Origin of the sequence: Winogradskyella eximia, from assembly GCF_003386165.1 — a bacterium.
Lineage (GTDB): Bacteria > Bacteroidota > Bacteroidia > Flavobacteriales > Flavobacteriaceae > Winogradskyella > Winogradskyella eximia.
In genome coordinates this window covers 97,020-116,642 of record NZ_QRDV01000003.1, presented here as the reverse complement: position 1 = coordinate 116,642, position 19,623 = coordinate 97,020, and the positions used below count along the sequence as shown (strand labels likewise).

Sequence of the window (19,623 nt, the reverse complement as noted above, 5' to 3'; positions counted from 1 at the left end):
TTTATTGTTTTTTATAGCGTAACCACGGAAAAGGCGAATCCTTTTTAAGTAAAATTTTATTTAGAAATTTATTTTTATTCGAATATAATGTTTTGAATTCTAGAATATCATCAACAGAATGATGAAAATAATTAGATGCCATTTCAGGAAATCCTATGGATGTATAATAATTAAGCGTTCTTTTTTTAGCTTCAGTAATGGCATCGTTTTTATAAAACGGACTATCAATAATATGAATTTCGCCAGTTGGTTTTAAAAACGATTTTAAGGTAGAAAACAAAGTTTTAAAATCTAAAAAATATTGAACACAACTATTTAGTGTAATGATATCGAATTGGCGAATAAAAGCATCTTCAATTTTAAAAATATCACAATAAACAAACTGTAAATTTTGCCTTTCAAAAACACGAGCAGCTTGTTCTAATTCTTCACTATTAACATCGAGTCCTATGACTTCATTTTTTTCAGAAACGGTAGCTAGTGCATTCGTAAACCAACCATTGCCACAACCAATGTCTAGAATATTTAAGGCTTCATTTTTAGAGCTTATGTAATTTATAAATCGCTCTGTAGATTTAATTCTAAACTCCCATTCATTCCGTTTTATATAAGGTAGTAATGCAACGTCTTCATCTGTTAAAACACGTTGTTCTTTATCTCTAACAGCAATGTAAATATCAGAGAATAAATTAGTCGCTTCCGTGAGATAAATAACCTTGTTTTTTATATGTGATTTACTAAAATCCATTATCCTCTATATAATTTCATCGCAGTTTGTGCTAAAATAGATTTCGTTTTTAATTTGAAAGTAGTCAGAAGGTTTTTATCAGGTCCTTTTAAAATTTCCTTACTATAATTAACCTCGTTTACAATGCGTCTCACTGCATAATCATAATACTTTCGAGAATGAGTTCTTGTAAAATCAATATCTCTATCTGTTGAAGTTTCCCAATTAGGTTGCACCGTTATTTTATCTTTAATTTCGTTATATAAAGATGTGCCTTTTATTGGGTATGCCACAGTAATTGTAAAATGTGTTGGGTTGGCAGCTTTTAAATAGGTAATGGTTTCGTTAATGTCTTTTTCATCTTCGCCAGGATAACCAACCATAATAAAAGTACCGGTTTCCATACCTAATGCATTCGTATTTTGAATGGCAGACTTTACAACATCTACATCGACACGTCTATCCATGGCGTCGATGATTTTTTGAGAACCACTTTCTGCACCAATCCAAATTCTAAAACAGCCTGCTTCTTTTAATAATTGCAAAATTTCGTCATTGAGTCGTTCTGCTCTGGTAATACATTCAAAAGGAATTATAGCATCTTGTTTAAGGACTTCTTTATGAAATTCTCTTATCCATTTATGGCTCACAGAAAACACATCATCTACAAACCAAATACCATCCGGATTGTAAGTGTCTTTTAACATTCGCATTTCTGCAGCCACCATTTCTGCTGGTCGTCTTCTGTAACTTTGTCCGTAGACAGCAGTACTGCACCATTTACACGTGTATGGACAACCACGCTGTGTGCTTATGGTCATGGAGCTTTTGCCATGATGTGTTTTCCAAGTGTTTAAATATTTTTCTACAGGAATAGCAGCTCTGTTAGGTAAGGGTAAATCTGAAAGGTCTTTCATTTTAGCTCTTGGAGGCGTTTTTATAACGTTTCCGTTTTCTAAGTAAGCAATACCTGTAATTGCGCTAAAGTCTTCATTATTGGTAATAGCATTATATAATTCTAAAGTGGTTTGTTCACCTTCTCCAATGATGAGAAAATCGACACCAGTATTGAGATAGTTTTCGCAATTATAGGTAATATCTGGACCTCCTAAAATTAGTTTTGGAAAACCATATTTAGCGTCGGTTTTAAGGATTTTCACCAACTTAATTACATTAATTTTTGTCATTAAATTGGTGTAAATGGCGACAGCTTTAGGTTGTTTTTCTTCTATAAAATTTAGTTGTTCTGCTTTAGAATAAAAAGTGGAATCATAGACATGGTTTTCAATAGAATTCTCATCTAAGTAAGCAGAAATATATAACAACCCAAGTGGTGCATAGGGTTTCATAATTTTCTGTTCCTTGTCATCTTCAAGAAGATAATAAGTATGTGTGAGTATAATACTCATAGTTTAGTGAGTTCTATTAAAAAGTGATCAGCATATTTAGACCAAAACGATCCTGTCATTATGGTGTCAACACTTTTTAAAATGGATAAAAAAGGTTGTTTAGATAAAAATGATTTTTCAAGATAAGAAGGAGGTATAGCAAATCCTATCGGTTTTATGTTTTCTTTCTTAAACGATGATTTAGAACGCTGCAGAATATCTTCAGGATTATAATACCATGTTTTAACTTTTATGCCATCTACATTAGCAAAAACAGATGCTGTTGATTGCCTTCTTTTGGCATTTTTAAAATCACCTTTAAGTGAAAAATATAGTTTTTCCCACAAACAATGTTTCGGCATAATCACTAAAACTATCTTCCCATTAGGATGAAGCAAATGACTTGCTGTTTTAAAAAAAGTTTCAATTTCGGTTGTTGATAAACAATTAAAGCCTCCAAAATTTGAAAAAATTACATCGAATTTTGTCTCAAATGAGTTTTCATGCAAAGTGTTTATATCTTGAATTTGGAAACTGACATTTTTAGATTTTGCTTTTGCTACGTTTATCATGCCTTCAGAAATATCTGTAGCAATAACATGATGTCCTAATTTTGAAAATTGAATAGCATCTTCTCCAGTACCACAATTCAATTCTAAAATCGAAAGCTTTTTATCTTGATGAATTATAGGATTGAGATACTTAAAAACTATGCGTCGCTGTGCCTTTCCAATATTAGAAAACGTAAACTCAGCATCATACTTACTAGAAGCACTATCAAAATCATTAACCATTAGACAGTTCCATGTTTTTAAGTTGAATTTTATCTAAAAAAGCAGAAGGCAAATAGTAGCCTAATAACACAATTGATCGCCATTGAGGTTTCGATAACTTAAAAGGGTTTTTAACTAATGTTTTTAAATTTTGAAACGCTTGACTTTTTCGATATTCCTTATGTACATAGCGCTGCAATTTTTTATAATATTTAGAGCTGTAAGTGCCTTTAAAAAGCATCGCTAAATCATCAGAGTCTGTCCAGTTGGCTTTTAGTTTTAAATCGTCTTTTACCTTATCGTAAAATGGGGTTCCAGGAAGCGGGTAGGAAACCGAAACTCCAATATTATCTGGTGCCAATTCTTTAATCATGGCAATAGTTTTGGCAATGTCGGCTTTAGTTTCACCCAAATAGCCAAACTGAATAAAGAATGCTACACGTATATTTTTAGCTTTTAATAATTGCGTAGCTTCATAGATTTGCTCCACAGTGGTTTCTTTATCCATGGCATCTAAAATCTTTTGAGAACCACTTTCTGCACCAACCCAAACTTCTTTTAGTCCGCTTTCTGCTAAAGCATCAATAGTATCTTCTTTTAAGAGTAAATCAACTCTACTTTGAATGTAATATGAAATCGAAAGTTTCTCTTTTTTAAGTTCTATATTAAAATTCTGAACCCAATTAGGTTTCAATCCAAAGATATCATCGCACATCCAAAAACGATTCACGCCATAGGTTTCCGATAAATATTTGATGTGCTTTGTAATGTATTCTGGTGAGTGCGAATTGTAGCGATTGCCGTAAATAGGTTTAGCGCACCAATTACATTTAAAAGGGCAACCACGAGTGGTGGCGATGTTTAAAGTGAATTCATTTCCTCCACTTTTCCAAATGTCTTTATAGGCATCAATGTCAATTAAATCCCAAGCAGGTAAAGGCAAAATATCTAAATCTCGTAAAACGGTTCGTTTTGGGTTTTTAATTATTTCTTCTTCATGTTTAAAGATTAATCCTTTAATTTCGGAGGTGTCTTCATGTTTTTCTAAAGTGTCTAAAAGTTCTTTTAAGGTAATTTCTCCTTCGCCTTGTATTACAAAATCGGCTCCAACATCTAAATATTTTTCATAATGATCTGTGGAATCCGAACTGCAAACCACCACATTACAATGTTGCTTTTTAGCAATTTTTATCATTTCAAAAGCAGCTTCACGCATGGTGGTTAAGCACATTTTTGTGAGATAGTTAAAGCCATCATCGTAAAGCACAAAGGTTTTTGGAGACTGTTTGTCTATGTAAGGTTCTATGGTTTTAGGATCGTCTAAAAGATTGGCATCAAAAACGCCAACATCATACCCGTTTTCTCTTAAATATGAGGCAGCATATAAAGTGCCTAATGGAGGATAGGGAGTTTTATTTTGCCACTGCTTAGGGTCAAACTTATAATAATATGAATGAGAGAATACAACATCAAGCATGTTCCATGGTTAAGTTTAGGTTAAATGCCTTGTTTTTAATGTTGTAGCGCTCGTTTAGCGACACAATTACATGTGTTTGAAAATCTTGAGGGTGATGTTTAGAGACATCATTAGTAGATTTCATCGCAATCTCAAATTCTTTTTTCTTGAGGTGTTTAAAATTAGATTTCCATTTTTTCAAGGTGATTTTTTTAAAAGACTGATCTAGTTTTTCTCCGAGTTTATTGTTGAATAAAACTTCCATAGTGCGGCTCCAAATAGGTTTTTTAAAATCCTCAGCGAGTGATGCTGTATTTATCGCTTTATTTGGGTAATAATTAAAAGCCCAATGGTTTTCAGAAACAAATGCATTGAAAACCGTTTTACCGTAAATAGGTATAAGCGTTATTAATTCCGTAGCCGTAAATTTATTTTGTTCTGCTATTTTTAATTGGTCAGAACTAATAAAATAATTCACACAAAAATATTTTTTTGAATTTAATAGAAAGAGCTTTTTAAATAGAATTAAAAACGTCCTAGCTAACCATAATTTTTTTGGTTTTGTAATGATAAAAAAATCGATATCTCCTTGGTCGTCGTAGTAATTTTTGGCTAATGATCCTGAAATACAAACAGATTCAATATAAGGAAAAGACATAATAAGTTTTGCTCTTTGCAATGCTTTAGGCATAATGTTTTGTGCCATTGTATTGCCCTTAATTCGTCTTTGTACTAATGTAGCATCATTGATATCTGTATAATAATTACCTAGTTTGTAAATTATCTTTTTTTCAATCAAGGTGCGCAGATCTTGTTCAATATCTTCCATACTTTGAGATGAAGAAAATGCATAGATTTCCTCTTTGGTTAAAGGGTATTTGAAAATTGAAAAGTAGATAATAACTTTTAAGGCATTCATTTTTTTAAGCAGCAATTTTTTATAAAAATAAGGCTTAAATTTAGATTAATAGAAAGTGAGGTCTAATTCGTAAGTGCTTTTGCGTTGCTTATCGTTTTGACTTATACTAATCTAGCTTACGAAATACCTGCTATTTGAAAGGCTATTTTTTAAGTGTTTTTTCTTTTAAAAATGATGATAAATATAATCAATTGAAGTTAAAAGCGACTTATTTGGTTGCTCTAGTCAATCTGTCATTTATAGATTTACCTAAGCCGTAATTTGGAAATTCTTCGGCAATAATAATATCAAGATGCATTTTATCTAACTGATGAAGCACATCATATAAATTTGAAGCTGATTCGGCTAAATCACCAGATGTTGAAAGTGCTATTTGAACCTCAATATTAGGATTGTCAATTTCAGACTGAAACGTTATCAGTCCAACACGTTTGTTTTTATGAAGTTTTAATGCCTCTAAGATATTATCCGTTAAAATCGTTTTCGTTTTTGGAGCGTAATGACGTGCCAACATACCAGGAGCATCAGGACTGACTTCTTTGGTATTTTTAATTTCAATGTTACCAACAACGGCTTCAATGGCTTCAATAGCGGTTGAGCCTAATCTGTAAATTACAGGCTCATCGCCTTCAAAACCAATAATAGTAGATTCTATACCACTTGTACATGCTCCACCATCTAAAACCATTTTAATATCATCTTTAAAATACGTTTCTACGTGTTGCGCTGTGGTTGGGCTAATATTGCTAAAAGGATTGGCGCTTGGTGCTGCTAATGGAAAATCTAATTGATTTAATAATTCTAAAGTTGTTGGGTGATTAGGGACACGCACGGCAACAGTATCTTTTCCACCAGTTATTAAATCGGGAATAATCGCTTTCTTTTTTAAAACCAAAGTGATTGGTCCTGGCCAAAACGCTTCTGCTAATAATTGGGCTTTTTCAGGAATATAAGCGGCAATATCAGTAAGTTGATCAATAGACGGAATATGAACAATAAGCGGATTGAAAAATGGACGCTTTTTAGTTTCAAAAATCGACTTTATCGCTTTTTCACTATAGATGTTTCCTGCTAGTCCATATACTGTTTCAGTTGGAATAGCAACAATGTCTTCAGCCGTTAAAAGCGCAACAGCTTTTGATATGTCTTTTGAAATGATACTCATAATCTTAAAATACAGCTGCAAAATTACTTCAAAATCTTATACCACTAGGATTTAAGACGCTTATTTTTCTTTTCCTGTTTTTGTTGTTAAAGCGCATAACCTAATACTGCCATTTCTAAACCTAAAATAGCAATTTTGGCTTTCTTGCTTTTGATTAATGCACTTGTTAATCCTAATACTTTTGTGATAATCATAATGGTTTATTTAAATGTAAATGATGAATTTCTCTTAAAATTAATTAATAAGGAGAACAAAAATTGACTGAAACACGATTAGAATTGACTGAAATAAAACGTTATATAAATTTATTCACAATTAAAAATAATGACTTACCATTTAGTAGTTTTGCAACTTCAAAATTCATAACATGATTTCAGTAGATAATTTAGCGGTAGAATTTAGTGGTCACACACTTTTTAGTGATGTGTCTTTCACTATAAATGAGAATGACAAAATTGCCTTAATGGGAAAGAATGGTGCGGGAAAATCGACCATGATGAAAATTATTGCAGGTGTCCAAAGCGCTACTCGTGGCCATGTGAGATTTCCAAAAGATGCCGTTATTGCTTATTTGCCACAACATTTGCTAACAGAAGATAATACCACTGTTTTTGATGAAGCGTCTAAAGCCTTTAAGCATGTGTATGAAATGCGTGATGAGATGGAAGCGCTCAACAAGCAATTAGAAACAAGAACGGACTACGAATCTGATGAGTACATGAAAATCATTGAACGTGTCTCAGATTTAGGTGAAAAATACTATGCTTTAGAAGATGTAAATTATGATGCTGAGGTTGAAAAAGCCTTAAAAGGATTAGGTTTTAAACAAGAAGATTTTACCAGACAGACCAATGAGTTTTCTGGTGGTTACCGTATGCGAATTGAATTGGCTAAAATTCTACTTCAAAAGCCAGATTTAATTTTATTAGATGAGCCAACCAACCATATTGATATAGAATCGGTGATTTGGTTAGAAGATTTCTTAGTGAATAAAGCCAATGCTGTATTGGTAATTTCGCACGATAGAGCATTTATAGATAATATTACCAATCGTACTATAGAAGTCACTATGGGACGCATTTACGATTACAAAGCTAATTATTCGCATTACTTGCAATTGCGAGAAGATAGACGTTTACACCAAATAAAAGCCTACCAAGAACAGCAGAAGTTTATTGCAGATAATATGCAGTTTATTGAGCGTTTTAAAGGTACATATTCTAAAACCAATCAAGTATCGTCACGTGAGCGTATGCTAGAGAAATTAGAAAAAATAGAAATTGATGAAATTGACACATCGGCTTTAAGGTTACGTTTTCCGGCTACGCAACGTTCTGGCGATTATCCGGTAACGGTTAAAGATGTTTCTAAATCTTATGGTGATCATGTGGTGTTTAAGGATGCTAATATGTCTATTGCTAGAGGTGAGAAAGTGTGTTTTGTAGGACGAAATGGTGAGGGGAAATCTACAATGATTAAAGCTATCTTAGGCGAAATTGATGTAGAAGGGACTTGTGCTTTGGGTCATAACGTTAAGGTGGGTTATTTTGCCCAAAACCAAGCTGCTTTGTTAGATGAAGATTTAACTATTTTTCAAACCGTAGATGATGTTGCTAAAGGTGATGTAAGAACACAGATTAAGAGCATCTTGGGTGGTTTTATGTTTAGAGGAGACGATATTGAGAAGAAAGTGAGCGTTTTATCTGGTGGAGAAAAAACCAGATTAGCGATGGTAAAACTCTTATTAGAACCTGTTAATTTATTAATTCTCGATGAGCCTACCAATCACTTAGATCTAAAATCTAAAGACGTGTTAAAAGAAGCGCTACAAAACTTTGATGGTACTTTAATTTTAGTGTCTCACGATAGGGATTTTTTACAAGGCCTTTCTAAAAAGGTGTTTGAGTTTAAAGAAAAACGCGTTATTGAACACTTTGAAACTATAGATGATTTCTTGGCTAGAAATAGGGTAGAGAGTTTAAAAGGTTTGGATTTGTAAACACACCATAACTGGTTTTATTTTCATCTTAGAGGACGCAAACTAGGAGGTCAAAAAAGTTTTTAGTGTTAAAATCATTTTTGGAATCGTTTTTGTAATTTGCTTGAGTACAATAATTTATTCGACTTTAAAGTTATTTCTGTATGAGAGTATTAGTGTTCATTCTATTTTTAATTCAAACTATCTTTTCGTTTGCACAGTTAGATTCTGGTTTTAATACCAATGAAGCTAAGCAAACTATTGCGATGTGTAATAGTTTCAATTTTATAAAACAATTTGATTCTGCTCATGGTATTATTCCTGAAGGCTTTAATCTCAGCTATACGTCAGATGTTTTAAGCATGGATAATAAGTTTCAGGTGTACGAGAATGGTAAAGTTGGTATCATTAACTACAGAGGTTCTACTAACAAAGTGATTAGTTGGGTAGAAAATTGCTATTCGGCAATGATTCCTGCAAAGGGAAGTATTACTATAGAAGGCAAACCCGCTGAGTATGCGTTTTCAAATGTTAAAGATGCAGCCGTACATGCTGGTTATGGTTTAACGATAGTTATATTGTCTGAAACCATAAAAGCCCAAATAAACGCCTTAAACTCAAAAGGAATTTATAATATTATCATTACTGGCCATAGCCAAGGTGGTGCTTTAGGGACTTTAACACGTGCTTACTTAGAACATTTACCAGTTGGAGAATTATCAGAAAAGAACACCTATAAAACGTATGTGTACGCACAACCTATGTCTGGTAATAAAGAATTTGCCGCAGACTATAACATTCAATTTAGTGATGAAGGCACAAGCTACTCTATAATTAACCCGAAGGATCCAGTGCCTTATTTGCCTGTTAATTATGAAGAAGAAACACTAGTTACTAAAGATAAAATTAAAGGTTGGTTATTTGGTGAGGAAAAATTTAGTGCTAAGGAATTAGGTAAAAATGCCTTTATAAGATTATTTGAAGGAGGACTTACCAGTTATGTAAAGAACAGTAACTCCTTAATGAATAAAATTCTTGGATTACAATTAGGCAAAATAGAAATGCCAGAATTTGTAAGAGATATTAATTATTATCCTACAGGTCACCTTAAAGAAATAGAAGCTTTTGAATACCCTAAAATTGAAGTTGATGTTAGCGATCTAAATGAAGATGAACGAAAAGAATTTACGCAAGGAGACGACGGCAAGTGGTACAAAACAGAAACGAAGTTTTTCCAGCATAGTGCTTATAATTATTATGTTGGTCTGCTTAAAAAATGGGATACAATTTCTTACGACAATTTAGATATGACTTATTTGGAATCTGATTTGTAGTTAACCAATTGAGAGTTTTGCAGCATCTTTCCATAAATAATGAGGCATAGGTTCTTCAAGTTCCCAATTAATACTCATTGGTTTAGAGCCATAATAGTCTTTCAGTTTACCTTCTCCAATGAAAACATAGCCTAAACTATTACCAAATTCATTTTTTGCTTTTTCATACAATATAAGCTTTTAAATCACTGATTGTTATGTTGTTGCTTTTGTTTTTGTTATATTTATGTATGTGAAATCAAACAAGATAATGTATGTATACAATTATAAGTGAAGAAGAAAAGCTAAGACATCCATATTACAAGATTATGGATTTGAGTAAAGATAAACTTCAAGTTGAATTGAACTCTTGGTGTCGATTGGATTTAATTGATTGGTTAGCTTGGAATGATAGAAATGGTATTTATAGAGACGAAGATTCACTTCTTGAAATGGGTAATATTTTAGGTAAAGCAGATGCTATTGAAATTATAAAACGACAGATTTTAGAATAGTAAAATGCTACTAATTGTATGTTGATTGCCATTAGTTTAGGTTATATTTTTGTTAAAAATATTAATATTATGAAACCAACTAGAAAAGGTGAGATAGTAAAATATCAAGGACTTGAAGAAAATTTTAATCAACTTTATGTAATATTAGACTTTATAAATAATGGTATTAGGTCAAAAGCTAGATTACATGATTTAAAAACGGGACAAGTAAGTATGGGATTTGCTAAAGATTTAGAAGTTGATGAAGGACAAACTTTTGAATTAGATTATTATCTTGAACATGGTGAGCATGATTTATTTTAAGTTGTCTTTCCATGATATATTTAAATTAAATCATCAATATCATCTTGAAAAACATTGTTTCTATGGTAATCTAAATACATTTCTCTGTCTTCGGGGAAAATCCTCATTTTGTTTTTTGCATTAGGATTAATATTAAGTTTCTCCCATGTATAAGAACTCAATTGTGTACCGCATATTAATTCTCCATTGTTAGTGAAAGTTATGTAGCCTTGGTCAAATAATTTGTCATATGTCGGTGATAACGCCAGCCCATTTAAATAATCTAAGGCTTGGTCATTCTCTTTGTTTTTTATGCAAATATTATAAGGTTTTATGTGACTTGCAATTAATAACCTCTCATCTGTAATTTTTGAAAACGGACATTGAGGCATGTAGTTTATAACTTCACGTCTATACTTTTCGGATCCTTTTCTATGTGTTCTCTTTATTTCTCCAGATTCAATTTCTTCTTTTTCTAATTCTTCTTCAGTAGTCAGTGATTTTGGATGTACAAAAGACCTAAATTGATAGTCGAGTAGGATTCTAAAATAAAATAAAGGTTCTGCATTTTTATTGTCAACTGGAACTAATTTTAAAATAGATAAATAACTAATACTCGGTAATATTAATTCCCTCCATAATCTCCATATTGAATTGTCAGAACGAATATATCCTCTATTCTGTCTTTGCAAAATATTGTCAGAAGCATCATAAATACTAAAGAATATTTGGTTTGTTTCGAGATTATTTACTTCTTCTAATCTTTCGTTATAATATTCGCTAATATTATTGTGATAATTTTGTTCTTGCGCAAAATACTCTGTTTTAGCATCTCTCAAATACTTCTGAAAATTAGCTTTGCTAAAAAAACATCTATTTTCACTTATTAATGCACCACTTTCTTTAGCAGACTCGAAAGTTTTTCTTTTTTTATTGGAGTCATAGTGTTCTTTTCCCCAAGTTGAATAATTGAAAAAATTAGCCATTCTTTCACCTTTTTCACCATTATAAGTTCCTACATGTTTTTTTGATTCGCCGTTTCCTCTGAATTGAGCTAGCTTATTTTTTCTGTGTATAAAACTATCTTCTGCTCTAAAATCTTGAATAGAATCTATAATGAGATATTCTTTACCTTCAATTTTTATTTTTTGTAGATTCTCCATAAATTAATTGAGCATATTTAGTTGTTTTCTTCTTCTAATTGATTGAATTTTTCTCTATGAAAGTTGAAGTAAGACCTATTGTCGTCATTAATGTCAATTATATTTTCTTCACGAGTTAAAATACTTGATTTTAATTTTAGGATAATATTTTTTTCAAGTCTATTCGATGTCCAAAGTAAGTTACCAGTTTCATCAAATGTGATTAAGAATCTGTCAAATAATTTGTCAAAAGTAGGGGTTAACAATAAACCATTATGGAAATCTCTTCGTTCAATATTTGTAGACTCTTTCCATGGTTTAATATGGCTTGCAATTAGTAACTTAGGATCATTTATATCTGTAAATATGCATGTGTTTAAATCTGAATTCAAAAGATCACTTCTGAATTGAGATTGACCTACTCTAATTTTAGTAATAGCCTCCATAATTGTTTCTCTTTCTCTCTCATTTGTTATTAACTTTTCTATTGAGTTAGAAATTATATCTTCTATATTATCTGAAGAATACATTACCACAGGTGCATATGTTAGATCCCATGTAACTTTAAATAAATCATCTTGATAGTTTTCAAAATTAAAATTTAAAAATGATAATTTAGGGATTAAAAATTCTTGAATTAACCTCCATTCATTGGCAGAATTCTTCTGAGTAAACCATTTAAAATAAGGCTTGGATGAATTGTTGTCATGGATGTAGACTAAGTCGGAATTGAAAAGTAGATAATCGCCTTCAATTGCCATTAATTTCTTTTTTACTAAGTCGTAATCTAAGTTGGGGTTATGATATGAACTACAGTGTTCTTCAAGAAATGATTTTAAAAAAGGTAGTAATGAAATTAAACTTTTTTTACAGATTTTATGTTCAACTAATATCCCTTCATTTTTCTGAATTGCGATTGGGTTTCTTGTTCTATCATTTAATAAGTTTTTAACTCTATTAAGCTCAGTTATTAGTTTTATATTGTTATCAAGTTTGCTGATAAAAACTTCATTTGTACCCAAATAGAATATGTTATTACCACCTTTAGCATCATGTATTTTGAGTTTTCGATTATCTCTTTTAACTCTTTTAACTACCTCATTAGCAATTTCAAAAGGCAAATCAAATATCTTCATTATATCCCGTATTTAGTGATATCCATTTGTTTTAATAATGCTATAAGTACATCAACGACAATGCTATTTCCCGCCTGTCTATACATTTGAGTGTCGCTAACTTCTTGTTTGAAATCGTCTCTGAATCCCATTAGTCTTAAACATTCTTTAGGTGTCAGTTTTCTTATTCTTCCCTTGTTATGTGTGACGTAATTATCAACGCCAGCTCGATGCATTTTGTGCATAGATTGTAGTAAAGGTCTTGCAACTTCTAAATCTGTTTTTATTGAAGTTTTAAAGTTTTTCGTTCCTTCCGTTAAAACATATTTTTTTGTTTTTTCAAGAAGGTAATATTTTTCTTCTACTTCATTAACATCGAAGACTAGTTCATTAAATTCAGGAACTTCTTGGCTCTCAAATATAAAGTCACCATGCCAGTTGAATTGCTGATTTGCTTTTTGACAAATTGCAATATCTCCATTTATTTGAGTATATCTTTTTTTTCTGTTTTTAGAACTTGTAACAAATTTTACTCCTTTTTCCTTTAAATAGTATTTGCTATCAGTATAATCTTCAAGGAAATCTTGCATTTTATACTCTAGTCTAATGGGCTTTGGAAATTCAAACTTCACTTTTTTATCTTTGAATCCAACGACAAAAATTCTTTCTCTATGTTGTGGTACTCCGTAATTTTTAGAATTTAAAACTTGATAAAAGTATTTATATCCAAGTTCATCAAATGTTGCTTTTATTGTTTCAAATGTGTTTCCTCCATCGTGATTAATTAACCCTTTAACATTTTCAAAAATGAAAATTTTAGGTTGACTTTCTTTTACCACTCTAGCAAATTCATAAAAAAGTGTCCCTCTAGTATCTTTAAAACCTTTACGTTTTCCAACCATTGAAAACGATTGACATGGACTTCCTCCAACTAATAAATCTACTTTTCCTTTATATTTTTTACCTTTTATTTTTTGAACATCATCATACCAATTTTCTTCTTCTATATTATAATTAGCAAAATAACTTTGTTTAGCATATTTGTCAATATCACTAGCGAATACAATTTCAGAATCTAATTTAAGCCTTCTAAAAGAATATTCAATAGCTCCAATTCCTGAGAACATTGTCGCAACCCTAATTTTTGCTTTTGGATTAGAAAATTCCATTTCAGTCCAATTTTTGGATTGTTTAGTATTTGCGTAATGAAACTTTAATTGTTCTTCAACTATATTTAGGACATCTTTATAATGTGGATAATCTTTAATTTCTTGAGTAACTTTTGAAGAATAATAATGATTGAGAATATTCTTTTGTTCGGTTTCTAATATTTCAGCTAATGGACTTAACAAGTTTTCTGATAAATTTCTTTCTTCTCGTTCTATTTTTCCAAGTGTTGAGGTATCAATATCTAGATGTAGAGCTACTTTTTTTAATGGAAAGCCAAGTTCTGTTCTACGTTGTTTAATATATTCGCCAAAAGTTGCTGTCATATTTAATATCTTATTTAGGACAAAAATAGTCCAAAAATATGGAATTATAATATGTGTTTATGATTTTTAAATTACATAATTTATCAATGCGCCTCCAACCAATTCAAACCAGTATCCACCTCAACATCCAAAGGTACATCCATAATAAATGCACTTTCCATTTCGGTTTTTATTAAGGTAGTGAGTTCTTCGAGTTCTGGCTTGTAGATGTCAAAGACCAATTCATCATGTACTTGTAAGAGCATCTTCGATTTATAATTACCAGCTTCAAGCTTGTTATAAATATTAATCATCGCGATTTTGATGATATCAGCAGCACTTCCTTGTATGGGTGCGTTAACGGCATTTCGTTCTGCTGCACCTCTCACCACAGCGTTACGTGAGTTGATGTCTTTTAAATAACGACGACGACCCAAAACGGTTTGCACATAGCCATGATCTCTAGCAAAATCGACTTGCTTACTCATGTAGGCTTTTAATTTTGGATAGGTTTCGTAATAGGTGTCAATGAGTTCTTTGGCTTCACCACGCGATAAATCGGTTTGGTTACTTAACCCAAAGGCAGACACACCATAGATGATTCCGAAATTAACGGTTTTAGCGTTGCTACGTTGCTCTCTGGTGACTTCAGCTAATGGGACATTAAATACTTTGGATGCGGTTGAGGCATGAATATCTTCACCGTTTTTAAAGGCTTCAATCATGGTTTCTTCTTCACTTAAAGCGGCAATGATTCGTAATTCTATTTGCGAATAATCGGCAGCCAGTAAGATGTAGTCTTCGTTTCTTGGTACAAAGGCTTTACGTACTTGACGACCACGCTCGGTACGAATTGGGATATTTTGTAAATTCGGATTGTTACTACTTAAACGCCCAGTTGCTGCAACGGTTTGCATATAATCGGTATGCACACGACCTGTTGATGATTCTACTTGTAACGGTAAAGCATCTACATAGGTGCTCTTTAATTTTGAAAGGCCTCTAAAATCTAATATTTTCTGAATGATATCATGGTCTTTTGCTAAATAGGATAAGATATCTTCGCCAGTCGCATATTGACCTGTTTTGGTTTTCTTTGGTTTATCGACCAATTTCATTTTTTCAAACAACACAATACCTAATTGCTTGGGAGAGGCAATGTTGAATTCTTCGCCTGCTGTGGCATAAATCTCTTGTTCGAGTGTTGCGATGTCGTTATTCAAATCTTCAGATAAGGAGTCTAGAAAGTCTTTATCGAGATTAATCCCTTCTAATTCCATGGCTGCTAAGACACGTAGTAGCGGAATTTCAATCTCATCGAATAATTTTTGGGTGTTGGCTTCGCCTAATTCCGTGGTGAAATGTTCTTTTAATTGTAAGGTAATATCGGCATCTTCTACGGCGTATTCGGTTAGTTTTTCTAACGGCACATCGCGCATAGACAATTGATTCTTTCCTTTTTTACCAATGAGTTCTGTAATAGAAATTGGTGTATAGTTTAAATAGGTTTCTGCTAAGACGTCCATATTGTGACGCATATCGGCATTAATTAAATAATGCGCTAACATGGTATCGAAGAGTTTGCCTTTAACGGTAATGTTATATTTAGCTAATACTTTGATGTCGTATTTTAAATTCTGACCTATTTTTTCGATGGTTTCACTTTCGAAAAACGGTCTTAGTATTTCAATCAGTTCTTGCGCTTCCGTTCTATCTTCTGGAAAAGGCACATAAAAGCCTTTGCCTACTTCCCAAGAAAATGCAATCCCGACTAATTCTGCGGTTAATGCATTTAAGCCTGTGGTTTCGGTATCAAAACACACTGACGTTTGACTCATTAAGTTCTTAACAAACAATTTGGTTGCCATACCAGGCGCTACACTTTGGTAAAAATGTGAGGTAGTTTCGGCTGTTTTACGCGTAAACTCAGATACAGCTTCCGTTGCTGATGGTTCTGCGCCACCAAATAATGAAAACTGTCCAGCACCTGCAGATTTTTCTTCAGTTGGAGTCGTTTTAGGAGCTTCCTTTTTATCTGCTGTTGGAGTTGAAGTTCCAGCAGATTGCATAGCTTCAGCAGAAAAGGTTTTATTAAAATTATCAATGAGACGTCTAAATTCTAATTCTTGAAAAATTTCAGTCACTTTTGGAATATCAGGTTCTGACATTTCAAAATCTTTTTCATTAAACTCTACAGGCACATCGAGCATAATGGTAGCCAATTGTTTTGATAATAAGCCGAGTTCTTGATTGGCTTCAATCTTTTCTTTCATTTTGCCTTTTAGCTCATGCGAATTCGCAAAAAGGTTTTCCATGCTGCCGTAAGCTGCTAAAAATTTCTTAGCTGTTTTTTCACCAACACCAGGTAGTCCTGGAATATTATCAGAAGCATCTCCCATCATTCCTAAAAAGTCAATGACTTGTAGTGGATCGGTAACTTCAAATTTCTTTTGTACTTCTGGAATTCCCCAAGTTTCGTAACCACCACCAAAAACTGGTCGGTACATAAATATGTTTTCTGAAACGAGTTGTGCAAAATCCTTATCTGGAGTCACCATAAAAGTTTTATAACCTTCTTTTTCGGCTTTTTTAGCTAAGGTACCAATGACATCATCCGCTTCAAAACCTTCTTTCACCATGATTGGAATATGCATGGCTTTAAGAATTTCCATAATATAAGGCACAGCGGTTTTGATACCTTCGGGAGTTTCATCTCTGTTGGCTTTGTAGGCTTCGAACATTTCTACACGGTCTGCACTTCCGCCTTTATCAAAACAAACGGCTAAATGATCTGGTCGCTCGCGTTTAATGACATCTAAAAGGGAATTCATAAAGCCCATAATGGCTGAGGTATCTTCTCCTTTAGAATTGATTCTTGGGTTTTTTATAAAAGCGTAGTAGCCACGGAAAATTAGGGCGTAGGCATCAACGAGAAATAGGCGTTTTTGATCTGACATTTTATATCATATTTTATTTAAGTGAGCTTTGCAAAATGCTCTTTTTTCATTTCTGCTTCAAAATAAAAATGAAACGTAGCTATGGCTATGTTTAATTTTTCTTTCTCGCATCATCTAAAAAAATCATCATTTTTTGTGTCAGCTAACCTAAACAAAAAATGATATTGCGTTAATTTGAAAATTAATGTCACATTGAGCGCAGTCGAAATGCTTAAGTACTATAGCTTTTGACATTTCTCAAATGTGCCTAAAACTAATAGTGTAAAATGTTTTTGATTGTGCTAATGAGAACAGCCTGCAAATTACAAAAACTAAAGCGTTTATTTAAAAAGCAATTCGTAATTTTCCAAACTTAAATGATACTCATGAAAACATATTCTATAGCCATTCACGGAGGAGCAGGAACTTTAGTAAAAGGGATGATGACGCCTGATTTAGAATCTCAATATAAAGACGCCTTAAGATTAGCCTTGGAGGCTGGTTATACATTTTTAGAGGAAGGTAAAACAGCGATTGAAGCCGTTGAAGAAGCTGTAAGGTTATTAGAAGACTCTCATTTATTTAATGCCGGAAAAGGCTCTGTGTTTACAGCCACCGAATCTCATGAAATGGATGCCAGTATCATGGATGGGAAAACCTTGAATGCAGGAGCAGTGAGTTTAATTACGGGTATCAAAAACCCGGTGTCGTTGGCTCGTGATGTGATGGAAAAAAGCGAACATGTGTTTTTAGCAGGAGATGGAGCCATGCAATTTGCTAAAGAACTCGATTATAAGTTAGAAGATGCATCTTATTTTTATGATGAGTTTCGACACAAACAATGGTTAGAGATTAAGGATACTGATAGTTTTCAGTTAGATCATGCTAAAAAGAAAGATTCAAAATTCGGAACCGTTGGAGCTGTTGCATGTGACCAAGAGGGTAATATTGCGGCCGCAACCTCAACAGGTGGAATGACCAATAAAAAATGGGGACGCGTAGGAGATTCACCAATGATTGGAGCAGGAAATTACGCTAACAACAAAACTTGTGCAATTAGTTGTACAGGTAGTGGTGAGTTTTTTATTAGAGGTGTTGTGGCTTACGATGTAGCGTGCTTAATTGAGCACAAGAGTATGTCTGTAAAAGAAGCTTCAGAAGAAGTCATCAATAAAAGAATCTTAGAGATTGGAGGCGATGGTGGATTAATCGCAGTAGATGCAAAAGGAAACATAGCGATGCCTTTTAATACCGAAGGGATGTATCGTGGTCAGAAATCTTCGAATGGGATTGATGCTGTTTCTATTTATAAATAAAAATAAATCCTTTTGAAGAAAAGGATCAAAGCATTTTTTATTTTGGGCGTTACCTAAAGGTCGCGCTTTCCGTTATATCTTTTGCGAAAAGCAAAAGGATGCCACTACAATCGCTAACGCGGTTATAAGGATTCATTTAAAATTACAAGATAGTTTTATGAGATTTTTTTTACAAAGGGATGTGTTAAATAAAAGGAGCTTCAATAGGTAACACCTTCACTTTTCGGGTTTTAATATTGTATTCATCACCATTAGAAAGTACGTGAATCGTAAGATTAGCCATCGTCATAGGTGTACCTTCTTTAAGAATTTTTTCGTTATTATGAGTTAATGTACTTCCATCAAAAACAATGACCATCCCAGAACCAATTACGGTACATTCATTTCCATTTCTAATAATCATACCTGTATCTTCAGCGAGTCCAAATCCAATAAGATTCGGGAATTTAGCAACCGCTTCAGACTGTCTTCCAAAACGACCACGACGAATAAAATGAGTATCAATAATTAATTCAGGAATCAATCCTAAACCTTTATACATATTTACAGCTCCTTTAATAAAGGATTCAGAAGCGCTTCCGCCTGCAATCATTTCATTAGCCATTACCATAGCGCCAGCACTGGTGCCTGCAATAACAAAACCTTCATCGTTTTTATAACGTTCTATTAAAATCGAATGAATCGTTGTACCTCCAATTTTATCTGTAATTTTAGATTGGTCACCACCAGAAAGCATCACACAATCCGCATTTTTAATCAATTCAATGGCATGTTCGGTTTCAGAATCTTCTTTAGAACGAATGTCTAAGACTTCAACATGTTTACAACCTAAAGTAGAAAATGCAGTTAAGTAATTTTCACCAACTTCAACCGGAATACTTGATGCTGTTGGAATCACTACAATGTTTGCGTCAACACCACCAGCGGCTTCTACCACATGGAACAAAATACCATCATCAATAAATTCTAAAGTGTAAATTTCACTTTCCTCAATACCTTTATCTTCATTTCCGCCAATTGGTATTAGGGTTCCTTTAATCTTCTGCATAATTTTCATCTAAAAATATTGCGCAAAAATAAGCCAATTTTTTTAGTGAAAAATACTATATTTAGAATCTTTCAATAA

Annotated in this window: 17 protein-coding genes; 5 read left to right on the top strand and 12 right to left on the bottom strand. The window is 32.8% G+C overall.

Translation table 11 applies throughout. The features are described 5' to 3' along the window. Position 1: 1 nt before the first annotated feature. The 6 genes from DFQ10_RS08625 to DFQ10_RS08600 all read right to left on the bottom strand — a co-directional run bounded on the left by DFQ10_RS08625 (position 2) and on the right by DFQ10_RS08600 (position 6,428). Positions 2-748, bottom strand: coding sequence for a class I SAM-dependent methyltransferase (locus tag DFQ10_RS08625; RefSeq protein ID WP_115817013.1), 747 nt, complete (start codon positions 746-748; stop codon positions 2-4). Further along, positions 748-2,136, bottom strand: coding sequence for a B12-binding domain-containing radical SAM protein (locus DFQ10_RS08620; protein ID WP_115817012.1), 1,389 nt, complete (start codon positions 2,134-2,136; stop codon positions 748-750). The genes DFQ10_RS08625 and DFQ10_RS08620 overlap by 1 nt, the downstream gene beginning before the upstream one ends. After that, entirely contained in the window at positions 2,133-2,909 is a 777-nt protein-coding gene (locus DFQ10_RS08615; protein ID WP_115817011.1) for a class I SAM-dependent DNA methyltransferase, read from the bottom strand. The genes DFQ10_RS08620 and DFQ10_RS08615 overlap by 4 nt, the downstream gene beginning before the upstream one ends. Beyond that, entirely contained in the window at positions 2,902-4,365 is a 1,464-nt protein-coding gene (locus tag DFQ10_RS08610) for a B12-binding domain-containing radical SAM protein (RefSeq protein ID WP_115817010.1), read from the bottom strand. The genes DFQ10_RS08615 and DFQ10_RS08610 overlap by 8 nt, the downstream gene beginning before the upstream one ends. Beyond that, positions 4,358-5,263 (bottom strand): nucleotidyltransferase domain-containing protein, encoded by a 906-nt coding sequence (locus DFQ10_RS08605; protein ID WP_115817009.1) that lies wholly within the window; start codon positions 5,261-5,263, stop codon positions 4,358-4,360. Before DFQ10_RS08605 ends, DFQ10_RS08610 begins: the two co-directional genes overlap by 8 nt. A gap of 208 nt (positions 5,264-5,471) precedes the next feature. After that, a complete protein-coding gene (locus tag DFQ10_RS08600; RefSeq protein WP_115817008.1) occupies positions 5,472-6,428 on the bottom strand; it encodes an L-threonylcarbamoyladenylate synthase in 957 nt (318 codons plus the stop codon). Positions 6,429-6,795: 367 nt separating this feature from the next. Here DFQ10_RS08600 and DFQ10_RS08595 point away from each other — a divergent pair, with 367 nt between their 5' ends. Further along, positions 6,796-8,427 (top strand): ABC-F family ATP-binding cassette domain-containing protein, encoded by a 1,632-nt coding sequence (locus DFQ10_RS08595; RefSeq protein WP_115817007.1) that lies wholly within the window; start codon positions 6,796-6,798, stop codon positions 8,425-8,427. 143 nt (positions 8,428-8,570) lie between these two features. Then, complete coding sequence (locus DFQ10_RS08590) at positions 8,571-9,740, top strand: lipase family protein (RefSeq protein ID WP_115817006.1); 1,170 nt, start codon at positions 8,571-8,573, stop codon at positions 9,738-9,740. Here the strand turns inward: DFQ10_RS08590 and DFQ10_RS08585 are convergent, their stop codons facing one another. After that, positions 9,741-9,911, bottom strand: coding sequence for a hypothetical protein (locus tag DFQ10_RS08585; protein WP_181897610.1), 171 nt, complete (start codon positions 9,909-9,911; stop codon positions 9,741-9,743). An 83-nt stretch (positions 9,912-9,994) separates the two neighbouring features. Between DFQ10_RS08585 and DFQ10_RS08580 the strand changes: the two genes are divergently transcribed. Together DFQ10_RS08580 and DFQ10_RS08575 are read left to right on the top strand one after the other, a co-directional pair. Continuing rightward, positions 9,995-10,234, top strand: coding sequence for a hypothetical protein (locus tag DFQ10_RS08580; protein ID WP_115817005.1), 240 nt, complete (start codon positions 9,995-9,997; stop codon positions 10,232-10,234). Positions 10,235-10,303: 69 nt separating this feature from the next. Then, on the top strand, positions 10,304-10,537 hold the full coding sequence (locus DFQ10_RS08575) for a hypothetical protein (protein ID WP_147299196.1): 234 nt from the start codon (positions 10,304-10,306) through the stop codon (positions 10,535-10,537). Positions 10,538-10,557: 20 nt separating this feature from the next. On the opposite strand, the gene DFQ10_RS08570 is transcribed toward DFQ10_RS08575, so the two are convergent. The 4 genes from DFQ10_RS08570 to polA all read right to left on the bottom strand — a co-directional run bounded on the left by DFQ10_RS08570 (position 10,558) and on the right by polA (position 17,202). Beyond that, positions 10,558-11,679: an HNH endonuclease gene (locus DFQ10_RS08570; RefSeq protein WP_115817003.1), complete on the bottom strand. Its 1,122-nt coding sequence runs from the start codon at positions 11,677-11,679 to the stop codon at positions 10,558-10,560. 17 nt (positions 11,680-11,696) lie between these two features. Further along, a complete protein-coding gene (locus tag DFQ10_RS08565) occupies positions 11,697-12,794 on the bottom strand; it encodes an HNH endonuclease (RefSeq protein WP_115817002.1) in 1,098 nt (365 codons plus the stop codon). Continuing rightward, positions 12,794-14,266, bottom strand: a complete 1,473-nt coding sequence (dcm, locus tag DFQ10_RS08560; RefSeq protein WP_115817001.1) for a DNA (cytosine-5-)-methyltransferase — start codon at positions 14,264-14,266, stop codon at positions 12,794-12,796. The genes DFQ10_RS08565 and dcm overlap by 1 nt, the downstream gene beginning before the upstream one ends. An 83-nt stretch (positions 14,267-14,349) precedes the next feature. After that, the gene (polA, locus tag DFQ10_RS08555) at positions 14,350-17,202 is read right to left on the bottom strand and encodes a DNA polymerase I (RefSeq protein WP_115817000.1); all 2,853 of its coding nucleotides are present in this window, start codon (positions 17,200-17,202) and stop codon (positions 14,350-14,352) included. Between the two features lie 365 nt (positions 17,203-17,567). Here polA and DFQ10_RS08550 point away from each other — a divergent pair, with 365 nt between their 5' ends. Next, on the top strand, positions 17,568-18,497 hold the full coding sequence (locus DFQ10_RS08550) for an isoaspartyl peptidase/L-asparaginase family protein (protein ID WP_115816999.1): 930 nt from the start codon (positions 17,568-17,570) through the stop codon (positions 18,495-18,497). A gap of 184 nt (positions 18,498-18,681) precedes the next feature. On the opposite strand, the gene DFQ10_RS08545 is transcribed toward DFQ10_RS08550, so the two are convergent. After that, positions 18,682-19,545, bottom strand: a complete 864-nt coding sequence (locus DFQ10_RS08545) for a cyanophycinase (protein WP_115817223.1) — start codon at positions 19,543-19,545, stop codon at positions 18,682-18,684. Positions 19,546-19,623 lie beyond the last annotated feature (78 nt).